The sequence below is a fragment of the Sorangium sp. So ce1504 genome (assembly GCF_051521635.1).
Lineage (GTDB): Bacteria > Myxococcota_A > Polyangia > Polyangiales > Polyangiaceae > Sorangium > Sorangium cellulosum_B.
Genome location: NZ_CP150365.1, coordinates 5,987,528 through 6,005,808, shown reverse-complemented (window position 1 = coordinate 6,005,808; position 18,281 = coordinate 5,987,528). Strand labels below are relative to the sequence as shown.

The window sequence follows — 18,281 nt, the reverse complement described above, 5'->3', positions numbered from 1 at the left end:
ACGACGCATCAAGCGCCGGGTCGGCGGCCGTTCTGAGCGCGCTTGTGACTTTCAGGCGAGCCGTCGTCCATCTGCGCCTCGTTCGCCCGTATCTCCCTGCCCCGGTCGCGCAGCGCGGGGCTCATGCGCTCACGCACGAGGTCGAGGAACACCTTGACCTTCGGCGACAGGTGTCGCGTGCCGGGATAGACGGCGTGGAGCGGCACGTCGGCCGGGCTCCACCCGTCGAGCACGCGCGAGAGGCGCCCCTCGCGGGGCAGCATCCCGATGCCCACGCCCGCGAGCACGATCCGGTGGAGCACCTCGAGGTCGTTCGCCGTCGCCCGCGGCGTCGCGCGCACCTCCGCGCGCCGCGCGCCACGGTGGAGCACCCACCGCGCGCCGGGCGGCCCCACCGCGCGCGCCCCAGTGGACACCAGGACGTCGTGCCCCGCGAGATCCGACGGCGCGCGCGGGGCGCCGCGGCTCGCGATGTATGCGGGGGCCGCCACGAGGTAGCGCGGCAGGGCCCCGAGGCGGCGTGCGACCAGCGAGGTGTCGCTGGGCGCGCCGAGCCGCAGCGCGGCGTCGAACCCCTCCGCGACGAGGTCGACGATACGATCCGTGCAGACCACCTCTACGCTCGCCTCGGGGTGACCGCGCAGGTGCTCCGCGACCACGCCGCCGATCCACCCGAAGTGCAGCGGCGCCGTGATCCGCAGGAGCCCGCGCGGCCCGTCCTGCATCTGCGTCACGGCCCGGTCCGCGTCGTCGACGTCGGCGGCGAGCTCATCGAGCGCATCCGCGCGGGCAATGGCGCCGTGCAGACCGACACCGTCGAACGCGTGACGGGGCGGAGACCGATCCCCTTCGAGGCCTGGACGCGCGAGCACGCGCGGGCCTGGACCGGAGGCTGACGCCGGCGAGGACAGGCGATGTCGGCGCCGCGCGTCAATGCGCCGCGCGAGCCGAGCTCACCCGCCCGGGTGGGTGTTCTTGTAGAGCCGCAGGCTGTTTCGGATCGCCATCGTCACCGTCATGGGGCCGACGCGGGGCACGAACACGCTCGCCTTGCTCTGGATATCGTCGCTGAAGTTCTTGAAGGTGGAGAAGTTGATGCAGAGGGCGCCCGCGCGGATCTCGGCGCCCTGCACGACCGGGAAGCTCCGCGAAGGCACGCCGGTGACCACGATGTCGGCCTGCCGCAGCGCGGTCGCCCGGTCAACGGTCGTCTCGCGCACCTCGTGCATGTCGCCCGAGGAGCTGGGCACGAAGAGCAACGGACCATCGATGTCGAACGAGGTCACGTGGGCTCCGTCGTGCGCCATCATGCTCGCGAGCGGCCTCCCGACGACCTCGCTCCGGTTGAAGATGCACACGCGCCGGCCCTCGAGCGGCCGCTCCCCCTCGCCGAAGAAGCCGGCCGCCTCGACCAGCTTGAGGATGGCCAGCGGCGTGCACGGCAGGATCGCCTTCCTTGTCTTCGCCTCGTCCAGGAAGCGCTGGTTCTGGTACAGGCAACGTGCCCAGAACGTGTGGAGCCCCTCGATGTCCTTCGCGGGATCGACGCTGTCCCGCAAGTACACGTCCTGCTCCGTGCCGAAGATCGGGTAATACACCATCATCCCATGCACGCGCGCGTCCTCGTTCGCCGCGCGGATGGCATCCTCGGCGTCGAGCCGCGTCGCGTGGCGGATCTCGAAGCGGACCCCCACGTCCTCGCACGCCTTGCGCGTGTACTCCGCGTACGTGTACGACGGCCCGTGATCCGCCGCGAGCACACCGACCAGGACCAGCGGCTCGGGCAGCGCCGCGAGCTCCGCCCGGATCTCGCTGCGGAACGTCTCCGCCACCGCGGTCGGATCGAGGACGCTGGCCGTGCGCGTGCCCGGGCTCGGCGGAATGTGGTGAGGGTCCATCCTGGGGGCGGAGACGAGCACGCGCGAGCATCGGTGTCAAGTTTCCGGCGGGGCAACACGCTCGACTCTGCCTGCTCCTACTCCCGCTCTGGTTCCTTCTGATTCCTTCTGTTCCCTTCTGGTTCCTTCTGGTTCCTTCTGGTTCCTTCTGCTTCCCGCTTCCCGCCGGCGCGATGCGCGATCGGTGACTCGGGCGCTTCGTGGCATGGAGTTCCCGGCAGGGCGGTATCGCGCCGCGCTGGACGCGCGATGTGCCCCATCCTAACCATGGTTCCTACGGGGCCTGAGGAGGAGAGCGGGCAGGGGGCGGAGACTCCAGCCCTCCGGAGAGCGGCCGTGCCTGGCTCACGAGCTCATCGCGAGGAGGACCGCCGCTCCGGGCCCGCCTCCACCACGGGCGCCGCCACGCGGTTGCTCTCGGCCTCGGCGGGGCTGCCGGCGCCGGGCACGCGGAGGAGCATACCGCCCTTGCCGCGCAGCTCATCGACGAAATTCGCTCCGAACACCTCCTCGGGCGTGTCGCCGTCGCGTCCGCCCATGCCCGAGAGCCCCTCGAGGCTCGCGAGGTTTCCGTCCCGGCGTCTGGGCGCCGGACGAGAGCGCAAGATATCGTCCCGGGTCACCTTCAGCGCCACCACGTCCTCGCGCATCACGTCGATCCAGGATGCGGGGAAGTCGGCCTCGGCGCCCGCGGGGCCGCGCACGCGGATCCGCGAGATGTCGTTTCCGGGATCGTTCGCGCCGATGCCCACGAGCTGCGCCTCGGCCTCGTCGGCGGTCATCACCCGCGTGTCGGGGCCGAGCTCGACCGTATCGTCCGTGACCCCGAGCGCCTCCTCCAGCTCCTGCCTCCGCTCGGGCGGCTGCGGCACGAGCGAGGTGTCGACGCGCCCCGGCGGCTGCGCCGTCGTCCGCCCTTCGTAGTACCGAGGCAGCGCCAGGAGCTCGTCCCGGCCGGGCCGTAAGCGGAGCTGCCCGTCCGCCGTGCCCTGCACGAGATCCATCGAGATCAGCAGCTCCTCGCTCGCCAGCGGAGAACGGAGCACCACGTGGGTCAGCACGCCCCGCTCCCGGTCGACCAGGACGCGGTCGAGCACGCCCGCATCGAGGCCGCCGTCGGCCATCACGGGCATCTCGAAGTCGATCTGCATGATCCCCTCCTCGGCGGCGAAACGCCTTGCGCTCGGGCGAGAACCTGAGACGGTCGGATCCCGATGTCCAGGGGAGCACGGCGCGGACCCTCGTGACCGGTCGACCCCATCCCATGGGCCGGGCACGCCGCGCGGCCTCGCCATCGCGGGGGGGTCGGCGGTCCTCGGCTCATCGAGCCATCGAGCCATCGAGCCATCGAGTCACAGAGGCGTCGCGATTCCCCATGTGAACGGATACCCGCACGCGGTGGAGGCGCGGATGGGCCAGAACCTTGGCACAAGGTGGCGCATATTCCGCGCGCGGTCCGCGCCTATTCCCGCGGATTTGCTGCTCGATGGCGGTGGTTCATCTTGGTACGGCGGATGCAACCTACGCGCCGGCCGCTGGGGATGTGCCAGCGCCGCTCGGGAGGATTTGGACTTATGCGTGTACGCTTCGATGCTCTCCGCCGACGCTGGAGCTCTCCCCACCTGCTCGCCGCGCTGGCGCTGGCGAGCGCGTTCGCGGCGGGGTGCTCCTCCGATGAGGCCCCGCCAACGACGCTTGGTCGCCCGGATCAACCGCGGAACGGCACGCTCGAGGTCGACGAAGCGAGGCTGCTGGGCGTGATCGACGGGAGCGATCTGCGCCTCCAGATCCCGGTGCGCAACCTGACCGCCGGCGCGACGAGCGGCCACCTGCGCGTCACGCTCGTCGATCTCGACGCGGACAGGGAACAAGGCACGACCGAGGTCGACCTGGAGATCGCGGGCGGGACGGCGACGACCGCGGAGGCGCGCCTTCCGGCGCCGGCCGTGAGCGCGCAGCCGCGCCTCGCGCGGTACCTCGTCCGCGTCGACGACGGGTCGGAGGAGGGGCTGCTCGTCACGCGGAGCCTCCTGCGCGTCATCCCGCCCTACGACGTGCAGCTCGAGGGGCCTGCGCGCGTGGTGCGCGGGCGCACCGCGAGCTACCGCGTGCGCGCGACCGACGCTTTCTCCCATCAGCCGGTGCCCAACGTGGACGTCGAGCTGGCGGTGGGCGAGGGGGCGCGACCGCTCCGCGGGACGACCGACGCGCTCGGCGCCGCGGTGTTCGAGGTGGAGCCCGGCGCGCTCGGCGCGCACCCCGTCTCCGCGCAGGCGCTCGGCTTCGGCGTCAACGCGGCCCTCACCGCGAACATCACCGTCGAGGGCCCCGGCCCGAAGCTGCTCCTCACCACCGACAAGCCGCTCTACAAGCCCGGCCAGACGATCCACCTGCGCGCGCTCGCGCTCGAGCGGGGGAACAACGCGCCGCTCGTCCGCGAGGCGATCACGTTCGAGGTGGAGGACGGCAAGGGCAACAAGATCTTCAAGAAGCCCATCGAGACCGACGCCTACGGCGTCGCCGCGACGACGTTCCGGATCGGCTCCATCGTGAACACCGGCGAGTTCAAGGTGCGCCTCGTGAGCGGCGAGACCACGACGGAGAAGGTCGTGACCGTGGGGCAGTACGCGCTGCCCAAGTTCGAGGTCGCCGTGAGGACCGACAGGCCGTGGTACACCGCCGGCGACACGCTGACCGGCACCATCGACGCGCGCTATTTCTTCGGCAAGAACGTCGCCGGCGGCAGCGTGACCATCGAGGCGGCGTCGCTGGACGTCGGTCAGACGACATTCCAGCGCATCGTCGGCGAGCTCGACGCCGAGGGCCATTACGGGTTCAGCCTGACGCTTCCGCCGAGCCTCGCGGGCCTGCCGCTGGAGCAGGGCGACGCGGCCGTGACGCTCACCGTCACCGTCGCGGACACGGCGGGGCAGGAGGTCACGAAGGCGATCCCGGTCAAGGTCGCCGCCGACGCGGCCTCGATCGTGCTCGTGCCCGAGGCGCGCGAGCTCGTCCCGGGGATCCCCAACACCCTTCTTCTCTTCGTCACCGACCCGCTCGGGGCGCCGCTCCCCGACACGGAGGCGGTCATCACAGCGCCGGACCGCACGCAGCTCACCGCGCGCACCGACGCCTTCGGCCAGGCCGTGGTGAGCTTCACCCCGCCGGTCGCCACGGCGGACGGCGCGTTCGAGGTGCGGGCGACGGTGGGGGAGCGGGCGGTCACGCGGAAGTTCTCGTTCGGCACGCAGACGGGCGGCGAGCACCTGCTCGTGCGCACCGATCGGGCCGTCTACGAGACCGGCGAGACGGTCGAGGTCACCATCGAGTCCAGCGAGGAGGCCGGCAGCGTCTACGTCGACTGGCTGAACGACGGTCAGGCCGTCGACATGCGCTCTCTCGAGCTCGAGGGCGGGCGCGCCCATTTCAGCATGCCCGTCGACGCCGGCCTGCTCGGCAGCAACCGGGTCGAGGCCTACCTGGTCGACGACGATGGCAATCTGGTCCGCTCCGGCCGCACCGTGTTCGCGCGGGGCGACTCCGCGCTGAGCGTCGAGGTCGAGGCCGACAAGCCCCTGTATGCGCCGGGGGAGACGGCGACGCTGCGGCTGTCGGTCAAGGACGACGCGGGGAACCCGAAGGTCGCCGCGCTCGGCGTCCAGGTGGTCGATCAGGCCGTCTTCGCGCTGGTCGACGCCCAGCCCGGGCTGCTCCGCACCTACTTCGAGCTGGAGGACGAGTTCGCGAAGCCGAGCTACGAGATCCACGGCCCCGCGGCGAACCTCCAGGACCTGCTGTTCAACGCGACCGCGAGCGAGGACCCCGAGCAGGCCGAGGCCGCGCAGGTGAAGACCCAGGCCTCGCTCGCCGCGCTCGCGGGCACGTCGCTCACCGGCCTCCAGGCGCGCACGTGGCCCGCCGTGCTGGCGAAGGTGCCGGAGGAGCTCGCTCAGTTCAACGAGCGCCAGAAGGGCGTGCTGAAGCCCTGGCTCGCGGACGCGACCGCGGCCGCCGCGCAGGAGCTGAAGGCGCTCGGCTGCGACAGCACCCAGTTCAGCTGCAACGGGCAGGGCGTGTACGTCGAGCTGCTCGGGAGCCGGGTCGCCGAGCGCCTGCGCGGCTTCGACGTGTGGGGCAACGCGTACCGGGTGGCCTCCAGCTGGAGCGGGCTCACGCTGCAATCGTCGGGGCCCGACGAGGTGGCGCAGAGCCAGGACGACGCGACGTTCGCGTTCACGTTCGGCGATCTCGGGATCCCGGTGCCCCCGCAAGAGTGGAATGAAGGGGGCATCCCCGACGCGGACGGCGGCTGGGCCAATGGCGCCGCGAGCGGAACCGGGGCCGGGACCGGCGCGGGCGGCGGCTCGGCCGGGGATCCCACCGCGGAGCCTGGCGGCGACAACGGGGGCGGGCCGCGCGTCCGGCGCGAGTTCCCGGAGACCCTCTACGTCAACCCGAGCGTGATCACGAGCCCCGACGGCACGGCCACCCTGAGCATCCCGCTCGCGGACAGCATCACCGAGTGGCGGCTCTCGGCGCTGGCGAACTCCACGGACGGCAAGCTCGGCGGCATCCAGAGCGGCTTCAAGGTGTTCCAGGACTTCTTCGTCGACGTGAGCTTCCCGGCGACGCTCACGCGCGGCGATGAGGTCGAGTTCCCGATCGCCGTCTACAACTACCTGGAGACGGAGCAGACGGTCGATCTCAGCCTCGAGCCGGGGAGCTGGTACACCCCGCTCGGCGCGACGTCGACGACGGTGTCCCTCGCGGCGGGCGAGGTGCGCGGCGTCCGGTTCCCGGTGAAGGTGAACACGGTGGGCGTCAACTCGCTCACCGTCACCGCGCGGGGCAGCGCGGGCGCCGACGCGGTGGCCCGCACCGTGCGCGTGGTCCCGGACGGGAAGCCCTTCGCGGAGAGCGAGTCTGGCATGCTCGCGTCGGGCAGCGCCGAACACGCGCTGTCGTTCCCCGCGGACGCTGTCCCCGGCTCGAACCAGCTCTATCTCGAGATCTACCCCGCGTTCCTGTCGCAGGTCGTGAGCGGCATGGACAGCATGCTCCAGGTCCCGAATGGCTGCTTCGAGCAGACCACCTCGACGACCTGGCCCAACGTGCTCGTCACGCAGTACATGAAGCAGACAGGCCAGATCACCCCGGAGATCCAGATGAAGGCCGAGTCGCTGATCTCGGCCGGGTACCAGCGATTGCTCACGTTCGAGCACTCGGGCGGCGGCTTCTCGTGGTTCGGCGAGCAGGACGGGCATCCGTACCTGTCGGTCACCGCGTTCGGCGTCATGGAGTTCGCCGACATGATCAAGGTCCACACCGTGGACGAGGCGATGCTCGCCCGGACCGTCAACTGGCTCGCCGGGCAGCAGAAGGCGGACGGCACGTGGGAAGGCGACCAGACCGAGTTCTTCAGCTTCCACACGGGCACGCTCCGCAACAGCGCCTTCGTGCTCTGGGCGCTCGCGAGCGCGGGGTACACGGGGCCCGAGATCGGGACGGGGCTCGCCTACCTGGGCCGCTCGCTGAAGCCGGCGACCGACGACCTGTACACGCTGGCGATCGCGGCCAACGCGCTCGCCGTGGCCGACCCCTCCGGCGCGCTGACCGACAGCGTGCTCGACGCGCTGGACCAGCGCAAGACCGCGGAAGGAGACGCATTTTACTGGGATGACGGCGGCACGCAGACCTCGTTCTACGAGTCCGGGAACGACGCCAGGGTCACGACCACCGCGCTCGCGGCCCACGCGCTGCTCTCCGCGGGCGCCCACCGGCCGAGCGCCGACGGCGGCGTGAAGTTCCTGACCCAGTCGAAGGACCCGAACGGCAACTTCGGCTCCACCCAGGCGACGATCTGGAGCCTGCGCACCCTGCTCCTCGCCGCGAGCAAGGGGACGGAGGGCGCCACGGGGACGGTGACCGTCGCGGTCGACGGCGCGGCGGCGGGCACGGTCCCCCTGCGCGCGGACCAGGCCGACGTCATGACGACGGTCGATCTCACGCACCTCGCGACCGCGGGCGCGCACGACGTCACGCTCTCGTTCTCGGGGGAGGGGAAGCTCAGCTACAACCTGGTGAGCCGCCACAACCTGCCGTGGAGCGCGGTCCCGAACGACGCGGGAGGCCCGCTCGCGGTCAGCGTGACGTACGACAAGACTCAGCTGTACGTGGACGACATCGTGACGGCGTCGCTGAGCGTCCAGAACAAGACGGACTCGGTGCAGAGCATGGTCCTCGTGACCGTGGGGCTGCCGCCCGGCTTCCAGCTCCTGACCGAGGATCTCCAGGAGTACATCTTGGCGGGCCAGCTCTCGAAGTTCGAGATCACGGGCAAGCAGCTGATCCTCTATGTGAAGGAGATCCCTGCGGGCCGCGCGGCCACCTTCGCTTACCGGCTGCAAGCGACCATGCCTGTCAGGGCGGAGGACGGCGGCGCCGAGGCGCACCCGTACTACCAGCCGGAACAGCAGAGCTTCTCCGGAGCGCAGACCTTCGAGGTGGCGGGGGAGTGAAGGGCCGAGCGGGCGAGGGCGCTGACCGCGGATGCGCGGCCAGCGCCCCTGCGCCGGCGGGGCGCTTGCGCGTGGATCAGGGGCAGGCGACGCGCCAGGCGTCGAGGTCGAGCTTCTTGATCAAGGTCGAGAGCCCGAGCGGCTTCGTGGCGGCGCAGACGGCGTTCGCCTTCGAGGCGTCGACGTACTCCGCGTGGAACACCGCCTTGCCGGCGCGGATGAACGGGGTGAGCATGTCGCACTCGTCGTATTCGTGGCACTCCTCGTTCAGGGCCCAGTCGAAGCTCCCCACCAGGTCTTTCACCTGATCGAGATCGTTCTTCAGCCCGATGGACAGCCCGCGCGCGTGCGCCTCGGCGGCGAGGAAGCGGTTGTAATCGAGCTGCGTCGCCGCCGTCAGCGGGAAGCCGGGGCTGTTGGTGTAGCCGTCGACGTTGTCGGGCTCCACGCCGTCGCAGCGCCTCTGCACCGCCAGATCCAGCCGAGCCTTCATGACGTCGCGCACGCCGGCGTTGCGGGTGTCGAGCCACCGCTCGCCCGGCCAGCCGTCGAGCGGGTTGCCGAGCGCCGCGGCGGGGAACTTCGACGCGTCGTCGCGCCAGTCCTCGCTGCTCCCTGCGCTGAAGTAGCAGATCACCTTCTTCCCGGCCGCGCGCAGCGTGTCGATCTTCGCCTGCGGGGCGTCGAAGAGATCGATATCGTACATGGCGACATCGAGGCTGGTGTCGATGGTGCCCGTGAGCTGCCATTGCCACGTCGTCCCCGGCGCGGGGACCCAGACGCCAGTGCCGGTGGAGCCGCCGGTACCGGTGGAGCCGCCGGTGCCGGAGCCGCTGGTGCCGCCGGTGCCGCCGGTGCCGGTGGAGCCGCCGGCGCCGCCGGTGCCGCCAGCGCCGCCGGTGCCGCCGGTGCCGCCAGCGCCGCCGGTGCCTCCGGTGCCGCCGGTGCCGCCAGCGCCGCCGGTGCCGCCGGTGCCGCCGGTGCCGCCGGTGCCGCCAGCGCCGCCGGTGCCGCCGGCGCCATTGGAGCCGTCGCTGGTCGTGCCCGTGAGGACGAGCTTGTCGAGCATCGAGCTGTCGGCGGAGCTGCTCGTCGCGTACCGGATCTTGAGGGTACCGCCCGCCACGAACCGCCCGAGCGATCCCGGCAGGCTCAGGCTCGCGCTCGTCCAGGACCAGTTGCGCGCGAACGTGTTGTCGCCGACAGGGACCCAGGCGCGGGCGGCCGCGTCCCACGCCTCGAAGGTCCAGCGCATGGCCGATCTCGCGGGGCCGCGGTAATTCACGCCCAGCGCGAGGGACGCGAGCCGCGCCGCCGAGGTGCCCGAGGGGAGCGCGTACTCGCACGTCGCGCTGGTGCCGGGCGCGAACTCCACGTACTTCTTCCACACGTCCTGCTCGCCCGTGAGATCCGCCGTCGCGAGCGCGGCGGCCGTCTGTCCGGCGCCGATGCTGCCCCGGCTCACCGTCAGCCTGGAGCAGGTCATCGTGAGGGCGCCGGTGACCGCGTCGCCGCTCGCCGCCGAGGCGATCTCCGCGTCGGAGCCCGGATCCGCGCCGCACCCGACGGCGGCGAGCGTCGCGGCCAGGCTCACGAGGGCATGGCGCAGGGCGCCGCAGATCGCGAGAGAGGACGCCGGTCGAATGGGATAAGTCATGCTCGTCTCCTGTCGTGTTGGTCGTTCGTGAAGCCAGGCGCACGTCGGCGCGACGCGCCTCCAGGCGCTCCGGTCCCCGCGATGGCTCCCGGCGATCGCGGCTCCCGCAGCGTCTCCGCGCGCCAGAGAGGCGCTGGTCCGTGCGCGCCGCAGAGGCACTGCAAGGCGGGGACCAGCGCGCGATCCGCGTCTTCCGCGCGGCGGCGCGCGCTGCCGTTGCCGTGGGTTGCGCAAGCGTCGTACACTTGCGCAACCCTCGAACGGCATGGCGGAGCGAGACCCTCGTCGACAGGCAGCTTCTCCGCCGAGCGCGGAGCCGTCGCCTACCGCGGCCGAGGTCGCGACCGAGCTCGACGCCGCGGAGAGCCCGCCCAGCGAGCGGACGCCTCAGGGGCAGGCCTCCCTGATCGTCCGCGCCGGTGATGGCGCGGCGCGGGTGATCGATCTCACCGATGGTGATGTGGTCGCGGTCGGCCGCGCGCCGGAGTCCACGGTCTGCGTCGACGACGCCCGCGTCTCGCGCAACCATGCGCGCGTCGCGCGGCGGGGCCAGACCGTCGCGCTCGTCGACCTCGGGAGCCGCAATGGCACGTCGGTGAACGGCGCCGTCGTGCGCGGGGCGGAGCGGGCCCTCGCCGGCGGCGACGTGATCCGCATCGGCCCGGCCGAGATCGTCGTCGCGATCGCGGCGCCGGCGCCCGTCGAGGCGGCGCCGCCGGGGGCCGCGCCGGAGGCGCTGGAGGGCCCGCCCTCCGGCGCCGGCGCCGGGTTCGTCGTCGCGGACGAGGCCATGGTGAAGGTCTTCCAGGTGGTGCAGCGCCTCGCGCGCGCGCAGACGACGGTGCTCGTGCTCGGCGAGACGGGTTCGGGGAAAGAGGTGGTCTCCGAGCAGCTCCACCGCGCCAGCCCGCGCGCCGGGGGCCCGTTCGTGAGGCTCAGCTGCGCGGCGCTGCCCGAGGCGCTGCTCGAGAGCGAGCTCTTCGGGCACGAGAAGGCCGCCTTCACCGGGGCGGATCGCCGCAAGATCGGCTACTTCGAGGCGGCGCAGGGCGGGACGCTGCTGCTCGACGAGATCGGCGAGCTGCCCCTCGCCATGCAGGCCAAGCTGCTGCGCGTGCTCGAGAGCCGGCGCGTGGCCCGGATCGGCGGCACGCAGGAGATCGAGCTCGACGTGCGCGTCGTGTGCGCGACGCACAGGGACCTCCAGGCCGAGGTGGCGGCCGGGAGGTTCCGGCAGGATCTCTACTATCGCATCAGCACGTTCGTCCTCCGCGTCCCGCCGCTGCGCGAGCGGCGCGCCGAGATCGCGCTGCTCGCGCACCGCTTCGCGCAGCAGGTCGCCGGGCGCATGGGGGAGCGGGCGCCGCGCTTCGCGCCCGCGGCGATGCAGGCGCTCGAGGCGCACGCGTGGCCCGGCAACCTGCGCGAGCTGCGCAACGCGGTGGAGCACGCCGTCGTGCTGGCCGAGGGCGGCGTCATCGAGGTCGAGCACCTTCCGGCCTCCGTGGCGGAGGGCGCCGAGGGCGCCGCGCCCCCCGCGAGCGCGGGCGCGGGCGCACCCCCGGCGAGCACGGGGGCGCCCCCGCCGTCCGCCGACGGGACGATGCCGGCGCGCCTCGCCGAGCTGGAGAAGCGGAGCATCGAAGACGCCCTCGCCGCCGAGGGGAACAACCAGACGCGCGCGGCGAAGCGACTCGGCATCTCGCGGCGCGCGCTGCTCTACAAGCTGGACAAGTACGACATCAGGCGATGAGCCGCGGGGAGCGCGCATGGGCGCCGCGCCCGGGAGCCGGCGCGCTTCGGCGAGGGGGGCTGCTGGTGGAGTCGCCGGTCGCGAGCCGGCGCGCGAACTCGGCCAGGTCTCGCTCGAACGCCTCGGCGTGCTCCTTCCGGACACGCCGGGTGATGGCGACGTGGATCGTCCGGCTCATGCGCGGGCTGCCTGGTTCCGCGTGTCAGAAATCCCGCCAGGGATTTCTGCGACAGCGAGAAGGGGCCGGAAGATAGCTCGGCATTTCCAACACTTTCCGTCTGTCTTTCCGCCGAGCGGGGCTCGGCCGTGGCCCAACGCGGCGGTCGCGGCGGTCGCGGTGGAGCGCGCCGATCTCCCGCTGTTCTGCGCGGCGGTCTGCGGCGTCGGTCTGCAAGGCGCGTTCGTGCAGCAGTATCGCTTCGCGATCCTCGAGGGGCAGCCGAGCAGCAAGGGCGCCGGGCCTGCTGACCATGATCCAGCTCGCCAGCGCCGCTGGCATCGTCCCCGGCATCTCGCTCTTCGGCCTGCTGGAGGGGCGGACGTCCAGGTACATGCCCGCTGCCCTGCTGATGCTCGCGGCGCTCCAGCTCATGGCGGCGCTCTCGTTCGCGGCGTACGGGCCGCAGGAGGCGCGCGCCGCCGAGGCCTCCGCCGCGCCGGACGCGCGCGCCCGCGCGCTGTACTGGCCCATGGTGGCCATGGGCGCGGGCGCCTTCCTGGTGATGAGCCTCCTCATGGTGCCGACGCCGCTCCAGATGTGCGGCGTCGAGCAGCGCTCGGTCCAGCAGGCGAGCTGGGTGATCCAGGTGCACCTCCTGAGCATGTACCTGCCCTCGCTCTCGGTCGGCGCCCTCCTGAAGCGGATGTCGATCGCGCAGCTGCAGGGCGTGGGGCTGCTGTTCCTGCTCGTGGGGTTTCTGGTCAGCTGGGTTCCGGGGTTCGAGGGGGCACCTGGTCGGCTGGCGCTGGTCGGGGTCGTGTGGTGTTACGTGTTCGTGACCGCGACGACCCTTGTCGCGCGCAGCCGCCCGGGCTCCGAGCGCTTTCGCGCGCAGGGCGTCGCGCGTCGCCTCCGGGGTGCTGTATGCTCGGCCGAGATCAGGCTCGGATCGGTACGGGAGCAGCGGAGCGCATGGAGTCCTCGGAGAGAAAGCCGGCAAGTCCAGAAGATTCGGTTCGCCAGATGCTCGTCGAGTTCGCGCGCGCCTTCGAGCGAGGCGACGTGGACGCGTTATGCGACATGTTCGTACGTGACGATGCCCTGATCTTCTACGGCACACACGACAAGCTGCACTTCACGCGCTGGGCCGAGATCGAGGCCTCGTTCCGGCGGCAGAGCGAGATCCTGAAGGACCTCGTGTGCAGGATCACCGGCGATGTCCAGGTGCGTCTGCTGGCCGGGGGAGCGGCCGCCTGCGCCGGGACGGCCGGCTTCGGTATCCACGCCACCATGGGCGGCGTGCGCTTCGACCTGCCCGCGCTCCGACTGACCTGCACGGTGGAGCGCCACGGGGATCACTGGCGGTTCGTGCAGCTCCACCTCTCCGTGTCGGACAGGCCGTTCCTCGACAGCGTGGGCCACGTGCTCGAGAGCGCCTGAGAGCGCCTGAACGCCGCGCCGCCACACCACGCCGGTGCGGCGGCGCGGCCCGCGCCTCACGTGGGGACGTCGCTCGACTCCGCCAGATCCCGGAGCGCCCTCTCGCTCCGGCGCAGCGCCTCCTCGGTCCGCTGGACCTTCAGCGCCTCCTGCTCCAGCTCGCCGCGGAGCACGGTGTTCTGCAGCGACAGCGCGGCCAGGAACTCGAGGAGCGGCAGCCGGCGCAGGATGAACGCGCCGTGGACCAGCCGGTTCTCCAGGTAGAGGAGGCCGCCCACCTCGCCGGGGTTCTTCATGAGCGGCATGCACAGCACCGACTTCGGCCGCTCGCGCACGAGGTACTCGTCCCCGGCGAAGGCGCCGCTCGCCCCGACGTCGCTGAGCACCACCCGCTCCCGCGTCCGCTCGACATAGTTGACGATCGACGCCGGGACGCGGGTCGCGAGCGGCGCCGTGCTCCGCTCGTACACGCGGATGCTGATGCCGTCGCGGTCCACCACGGCCTCGGCGGCGAGCCGCAGGCCGTCCCCGGTGAGCAGGAGACAGCACCGCTCCGCCCCCTCGTGCTCGACGACGAGCCGCATGAGCGACTCCATCATCTCCTTCGGCGTCATGTCGCTCGAGAGCGACCGCGAGACCTTCACCGCGGTCTGCGCGTCGATGGCCTCCGCCGCCATCGTCATGACGCCGCTGCTCGTCGCGCGGCGCTGCTCCTGGTTCAGGACGAGCGCATGCCGCTGCTCGAGCTGCCTCACCTTCTCGCTCGCGCCCCAGCGCGAGTACGACGCCACCGCCTCCCGCAGGTAGAGCCCCGGCAGGCCGCTGTAGCCGCGATCCAGGTAGAACCGGGCGGCGAGCTCGCTCGCGAGCGCCTCCTGGTGGATGAACCGGGACTCGCGGAAGGCCACGATCGCCTTATCGTAGAGCGCCGCGGCCTCGTCGTGCCTGCCGTCGACGCGCGCGCGCTCCGCCGCTACGAGCGCGTGTTTGCCGGCGAAGTTGTCGGGGCAACTCTCGGCCCAGACGCGCAGCTGCTCCTCGTGGCCGGCGAGCGACCGCCGGAGCCCGGCCTGCTCCTCGGCCGGGGCCCCGGAGAAGCGGGCCGCCCGGGCGAGGGCGCCGAAGTAGTGGTACTCGGCCGAGAACAACATCCCGTTGCCCCCCGAGATGTTGCGCTCCGCCTTCTCCGCGGCCAGGGCCGCCTCGTCGGGGTTGGAGGCCAGGAGGTGCTGCGCGGTCTTCATCACGTAATGGACGAGCCGCACGCTCGGGAAGCTCTCCTTCTCGAGGCGGTCCTCGAACGCCTGCTCGTCGAAGTCGTCCGCGCTCATCGTGCCGAGGTGGCGCGTGGCGCCCCTCATCGCCTGGACCAGGCGCAGCATGCTCGTCACGGCGTCCGCGGCGAACGTGATCTTCGCCTTCGTCGCGTAGTCGAGCGCGCTCACCGCGCCCTTGTACGCCTCCTCGATCGGGTCGCCCCGCACGATCACGTTCAGGGTGAGCTGGATGTTGCTGAAGCTCCCCCACGTCAGGTTCCCGACCTCGTTCGCGGCCTGGATGCTCACGCGCTGGCAGGCGATCCCGGTGTCGATGTGGCGCGTCCAGACCGAGATCAGACAGCCATAGAGGTTGGCCACCTCGGGCTTGTAGACGAGCGCGTTCATCTTCTCGGTCAGCTCGTAGCCCACCCTGCCGATCCGGTCGCCGTCCTGGTACGCGCCGAGCTTCTGGCAGAGCGCCTTGCCGAGGCACGTGTACCCGATGCCGGTCGGCTCCGCGTTGCCGTGGAGCAGGCTGAGCCGGACCATCTGGCAGACCAGGAGGTCGTTGAGGTTCGGATCGGTGTAGAAGGTCGAGGCGTACATCACGGCCATCACGCCCATCGCCGCGAGCATCGGCGGCGCCGTCATCCTCGGCTGGCCGAGGATCTCGTCGGCCGTGCGATCGCGGAGCGCGTCGCGCAGCGCCGTGATCTCCGCGACAACCTCCTCGTCGGCCGGCTGCCTCCCGAGCTTGATGCCGAGCAGCGCGAGGCACTCCAGCCCGACGCCGATGCACGCGTCGTGCTCGGACCGGGCCATGTGGTTCTGCATCAGGACGCGGTAGGCCGCCGCCTTGTCGAGCTGCGTGCGCGCGCGCTCGAGGAGCACCGAGCAGAGGTCGATGGACCGATCGAACTCCCCGTTCACGCACGCGCTCTCGGCGAGATCGAGGTGCAGCGCGAAGGCGAGCAGATCGTCGGCTCCCGCCCAGTCGTCCTCCCCGATCAGCGCGCAGCCCGCGGCGAAGTAGGCCACCGCGGAGCCGTAGGCCCCGGAGGCCCTCGCCTTCCTGCCGGCGCGGAGGTTCAGCTCGGCCGTCCTGCGCCGCTCGCCCGGATCGGTGATGAAGGAGGCGCCGATGTTCAGCTGGTTCGTGATCTCGAACAGCCGGTCCTCCAGCGCCTCCTCCGGCGTCTGGACGAGCAGCAGGCGCCCGATGCGCAGATGCGTCGAGGCGTGGTTGCCCTCGCGGATGAGCAGGTACGCGGCCTGCTGCACGCGGTCGTGGAGGAACTTGTACGTGCTGCCTCGGCGCGCCACGAGCCCCTCGCGGATGGCCGGGGAGATGGCGGCGTGCGTCGTCTCGGTCGACTCGCCGTACATGGCCGAGAGGACCTCGGCGTCGAAGCGGGCGCCGAGGCACGCGGCGAGGGAGAGGACCCGCTGCGTCTCGCCGTCCAGCCGCCTGAGGCGGCCCAGCACCAGGTCGACGACGTTGTCGGTCAGGTTCTGCGCGGCGATGGCCTCGATGTTCCAGCACCAGACGGCGCTCATGGGATCGACCCAGACCAGCTTCTGGCGATAGAGCTCCGTCAGGAACTGGCCCACGAAGAACGGGTTGCCGCCCGTCCTCTGGACGAGGAGCCTGGTGAGCTGAGCCCCCAGCTCGTCCTCGCAGCGGAAGGTGTCCATGACGAGCTCGAGGACGTTCTCGTGCGGGAGCGGGTCGAGGCTGAGCGTCGAGACGCGCGCGCCCGTGGCGTGGATCTGCCGGAGCACCTCCATGAGCGGGTGCGACGGGGTCACCTCGTTGTCGCGGTACGCCCCGATCACGAGCAGGTGCCGCTTCTCGGGCGCCGCGACGACGTCGCGGATGAGCCTCAGGCTGGCGGGATCTGCCCACTGCAGGTCGTCCACGAACAGCACGAGCGGGTGCCGCTTGCGCGCGACCACGCCGAGGAACGCATGGAACACGCGGACGAAGCGGCTGCGCGCCTCGTTCGGCGCGAGCGGCGGCACCGGCGGCTGCTCGCCGAGGATCAGCGAGAGCTGCGGGATGATGTCGATGATGACCCGCCCCTCCTCGCCGAGCGCGTCGCTCAACCGGTGCTTCCACCCCGCGAGCGACTGCGGGCTCTCCGTCAGGATCTGCCGGACGAGCTCCCCGAACGCCTGGGCGATCGTGCGGTAGGGGATGTCGCGCTGGAGCTGATCGAACTTCCCGGAGATGAACGCCCCGCGCTCGCGGACGATGGGCGCCTGCACCTCCTTCACGAGCGAGGTCTTCCCGACGCCCGAGTACCCGGCGACGAGCACGAGCTCGGCCGTGCCCGTGGCGACCACACGCTCGAACGCCTCGAGCAGGATCGCGCGCTCGCGCCTCCTGCCGTAGATCTTCGTCGGGAGCTGCAGCCGGTCCGGGATGTCGGCCGTCCCGAGCGGGAACGAGTCGATCATCCCGAGCTCCTCCAGCTCGGTCTGGCACATGAGGAGATCCGACCAGAGCCCGCGGGCGGTCTGATAACGCTCCTCCGGAGACTTCGCGAGGAGCTTCATCACGATCTCGGAGACGATCCGGGGCACGTCATGCACCAGCTCCGCGAGCGGCACAGGGGCCCTCGCGATGTGGGCGTGCGCCCACGCGGGCGCGTCCTCGGCGTCGAGCGGCAGCTTGCCGGAGAGCAGCTCGTACAGCGTGACGCCGAGCGAGTAGAAATCGGCGCGCTCGTCGATCGGCCAGTCGACGCGGCCCGTCCGCTCCGGCGCGATGTAGGGCAGCGACTCCGGGTTGATCTTCGTCTCGTCGGAGAGGCCGAGATCGCCGCGCACCACGGCCAGCCCACCGTCGAGCGACACCTCCCCGCTCTCCGGGTGCACGGAGAGGTTCGCGGGGCGGATGTCCAGGTGAAGGGTGCCTGACTTATGAAGTTTCGACAGCGCAGATGCGATCTGCACCGCGTGCGTGAGGAACCGGCGAAGATCCATGAGAGCCCTGGTGATCGTCGATAGGACGATCCTGAGTGTACGGTACTCGAAGCAGGATCCCTGTCAACGTTTCCTCCGGCCTCGCCGGCGAGGCGCCGGCCGCCGGAGCGCTTCGACGCGGTCGACGCGGTCGGCGCGGACGTCGATCACGACGCGTCAGGGATCCTCGTCGTGTGGTGCACGAGGGCTTTCCATTCACCGCCCTTGAGCTCCCAGACCGCGGTGAAGGCGATTGTGTTATCGAGCTTGACACCGCCCTTGAGCTCGGCGCGCGAGCGGTAGACGCCGCTCACGATAGCGACGTCCCCACCGACGATACGCACGTCGCACTGCCGGAGCTCCTGCGTGTACGTCAACATGCTGTCGACGAGCTTCAGGTACTCGTCCTTGCCGCGCTGCACTCCGTTGTAATCGACGTACCGCCAGCCTTCGGCCAGGTGGCGATCGAGGAAGCCGTAGTCCTTGACGGCCCCCACCGCCTTCGTCCACGCCTTGAGGAGCGCGACGTGCTCCTCTCTCGCCTGCTCCGCGGTGATCTTCGACATTCTCCACCTCCGCCGCGCGCCCTGGCCGCACTCGAGCCCGCGCGACCGCGCGGGGGCGTCGCC

At 71.4% G+C, this 18,281-nt stretch carries 11 protein-coding genes; 4 read left to right on the top strand and 7 right to left on the bottom strand.

Translation table 11 applies throughout. From position 1 onward, the window contains the following. Positions 1–8: 8 nt before the first annotated feature. The 3 genes from WMF39_RS22515 to WMF39_RS22505 form a co-directional block, all read right to left on the bottom strand. Positions 9–872, bottom strand: a complete 864-nt coding sequence (locus tag WMF39_RS22515; RefSeq protein ID WP_437747511.1) for a substrate binding domain-containing protein — start codon at positions 870–872, stop codon at positions 9–11. 81 nt (positions 873–953) lie between these two features. Continuing rightward, complete coding sequence (locus tag WMF39_RS22510) at positions 954–1,898, bottom strand: bifunctional methylenetetrahydrofolate dehydrogenase/methenyltetrahydrofolate cyclohydrolase (protein WP_437747510.1); 945 nt, start codon at positions 1,896–1,898, stop codon at positions 954–956. Positions 1,899–2,251: 353 nt separating this feature from the next. After that, positions 2,252–3,049 (bottom strand): hypothetical protein, encoded by a 798-nt coding sequence (locus WMF39_RS22505; RefSeq protein ID WP_437747509.1) that lies wholly within the window; start codon positions 3,047–3,049, stop codon positions 2,252–2,254. Between the two features lie 423 nt (positions 3,050–3,472). On the opposite strand from WMF39_RS22505, the gene WMF39_RS22500 reads away from it, so the two are divergent. Continuing rightward, positions 3,473–8,416: an MG2 domain-containing protein gene (locus WMF39_RS22500; protein ID WP_437747508.1), complete on the top strand. Its 4,944-nt coding sequence runs from the start codon at positions 3,473–3,475 to the stop codon at positions 8,414–8,416. Positions 8,417–8,492: 76 nt separating this feature from the next. Here WMF39_RS22500 and WMF39_RS22495 read toward each other — a convergent pair whose 3' ends face one another. After that, the gene (locus tag WMF39_RS22495) at positions 8,493–10,073 is read right to left on the bottom strand and encodes an endo alpha-1,4 polygalactosaminidase (protein WP_437747507.1); all 1,581 of its coding nucleotides are present in this window, start codon (positions 10,071–10,073) and stop codon (positions 8,493–8,495) included. Positions 10,074–10,338: 265 nt separating this feature from the next. Between WMF39_RS22495 and WMF39_RS22490 the strand changes: the two genes are divergently transcribed. Beyond that, complete coding sequence (locus tag WMF39_RS22490; protein ID WP_437747506.1) at positions 10,339–11,826, top strand: sigma 54-interacting transcriptional regulator; 1,488 nt, start codon at positions 10,339–10,341, stop codon at positions 11,824–11,826. Here WMF39_RS22490 and WMF39_RS22485 read toward each other — a convergent pair. Further along, on the bottom strand, positions 11,816–12,004 hold the full coding sequence (locus tag WMF39_RS22485; RefSeq protein ID WP_437747505.1) for a hypothetical protein: 189 nt from the start codon (positions 12,002–12,004) through the stop codon (positions 11,816–11,818). The genes WMF39_RS22490 and WMF39_RS22485 overlap by 11 nt on opposite strands. A gap of 292 nt (positions 12,005–12,296) precedes the next feature. Here WMF39_RS22485 and WMF39_RS22480 point away from each other — a divergent pair, with 292 nt between their 5' ends. Both WMF39_RS22480 and WMF39_RS22475 read left to right on the top strand, forming a co-directional pair. Then, complete coding sequence (locus WMF39_RS22480) at positions 12,297–13,091, top strand: hypothetical protein (RefSeq protein ID WP_020737859.1); 795 nt, start codon at positions 12,297–12,299, stop codon at positions 13,089–13,091. Further along, complete coding sequence (locus tag WMF39_RS22475; RefSeq protein WP_061614382.1) at positions 13,010–13,426, top strand: nuclear transport factor 2 family protein; 417 nt, start codon at positions 13,010–13,012, stop codon at positions 13,424–13,426. The genes WMF39_RS22480 and WMF39_RS22475 overlap by 82 nt, the downstream gene beginning before the upstream one ends. Positions 13,427–13,482: 56 nt before the next feature. Here WMF39_RS22475 and WMF39_RS22470 read toward each other — a convergent pair whose 3' ends face one another. Next, positions 13,483–17,673, bottom strand: coding sequence for an ATP-binding protein (locus WMF39_RS22470; RefSeq protein WP_437747504.1), 4,191 nt, complete (start codon positions 17,671–17,673; stop codon positions 13,483–13,485). A gap of 146 nt (positions 17,674–17,819) precedes the next feature. Beyond that, entirely contained in the window at positions 17,820–18,218 is a 399-nt protein-coding gene (locus WMF39_RS22465) for a YybH family protein (RefSeq protein WP_148313982.1), read from the bottom strand. Between the last annotated feature and the right edge of the window lie 63 nt (positions 18,219–18,281).

What these genes read in the sequence shown, in the direction of transcription:
- WMF39_RS22510 (WP_437747510.1), bottom strand. Translation starts at nt 1,898, where the DNA reads ATGGACCCTCACCACATTCCGCCGAGCCCGGGCACGCGCACGGCCAGC.
- WMF39_RS22505 (WP_437747509.1), bottom strand. Translation starts at nt 3,049, where the DNA reads ATGCAGATCGACTTCGAGATGCCCGTGATGGCCGACGGCGGCCTCGAT.
- WMF39_RS22500 (WP_437747508.1), top strand. Translation starts at nt 3,473, where the DNA reads ATGCGTGTACGCTTCGATGCTCTCCGCCGACGCTGGAGCTCTCCCCAC.
- WMF39_RS22495 (WP_437747507.1), bottom strand. Translation starts at nt 10,073, where the DNA reads ATGACTTATCCCATTCGACCGGCGTCCTCTCTCGCGATCTGCGGCGCC.
- WMF39_RS22490 (WP_437747506.1), top strand. Translation starts at nt 10,339, where the DNA reads ATGGCGGAGCGAGACCCTCGTCGACAGGCAGCTTCTCCGCCGAGCGCG.
- WMF39_RS22485 (WP_437747505.1), bottom strand. Translation starts at nt 12,004, where the DNA reads ATGAGCCGGACGATCCACGTCGCCATCACCCGGCGTGTCCGGAAGGAG.
- WMF39_RS22480 (WP_020737859.1), top strand. Translation starts at nt 12,297, where the DNA reads ATGATCCAGCTCGCCAGCGCCGCTGGCATCGTCCCCGGCATCTCGCTC.
- WMF39_RS22475 (WP_061614382.1), top strand. Translation starts at nt 13,010, where the DNA reads ATGCTCGTCGAGTTCGCGCGCGCCTTCGAGCGAGGCGACGTGGACGCG.
- WMF39_RS22470 (WP_437747504.1), bottom strand. Translation starts at nt 17,673, where the DNA reads ATGGATCTTCGCCGGTTCCTCACGCACGCGGTGCAGATCGCATCTGCG.
- WMF39_RS22465 (WP_148313982.1), bottom strand. Translation starts at nt 18,218, where the DNA reads ATGTCGAAGATCACCGCGGAGCAGGCGAGAGAGGAGCACGTCGCGCTC.